General features: G+C 64.1%; 1 protein-coding gene. It reads right to left on the bottom strand.

What is annotated here, in order from left to right; genetic code table 11:
• A partial coding sequence (locus J5M58_RS27350; protein ID WP_207880622.1) for a hypothetical protein occupies positions 1–290 on the bottom strand: 290 nt, incomplete at both ends.

The raw sequence follows: 290 nt of genomic DNA, 5'->3' as shown, positions 1-290 counted from the left end.
GCTGGTGAACCTGGCGGAGGAAAAGGTAGAGAACTCCAGCACCTGCTCCAGGCCGAAGCGGAAGCTGTCGGTCATGGCGATGCCGAGGCTGGCAGGGTCGTTGCGTGCGGTGTTCAGGTCCACTTCGACGAAGCGGGCGAGGGTGCCCGGGTCACTGTCGGCGATGCCTTGCCGATAGCGGTCGAGTACCGCACGGGGCCAGGGGTCGTTGGCGAAGGCGATCCAGGCCTTGCGGTAGAGCAGGGTATCGATGTTGATGAAGGAGGCGATCACATCGTGGCCTTCGGTGG

The organism is Pseudomonas sp. 32_A (assembly GCF_017490905.1).
Taxonomy (GTDB): Bacteria; Pseudomonadota; Gammaproteobacteria; order Pseudomonadales; family Pseudomonadaceae; genus Aquipseudomonas; species Aquipseudomonas inefficax.
Note: the sequence above shows the minus strand (reverse complement) of the source record. Positions and strands in the feature narration are given on the sequence as shown.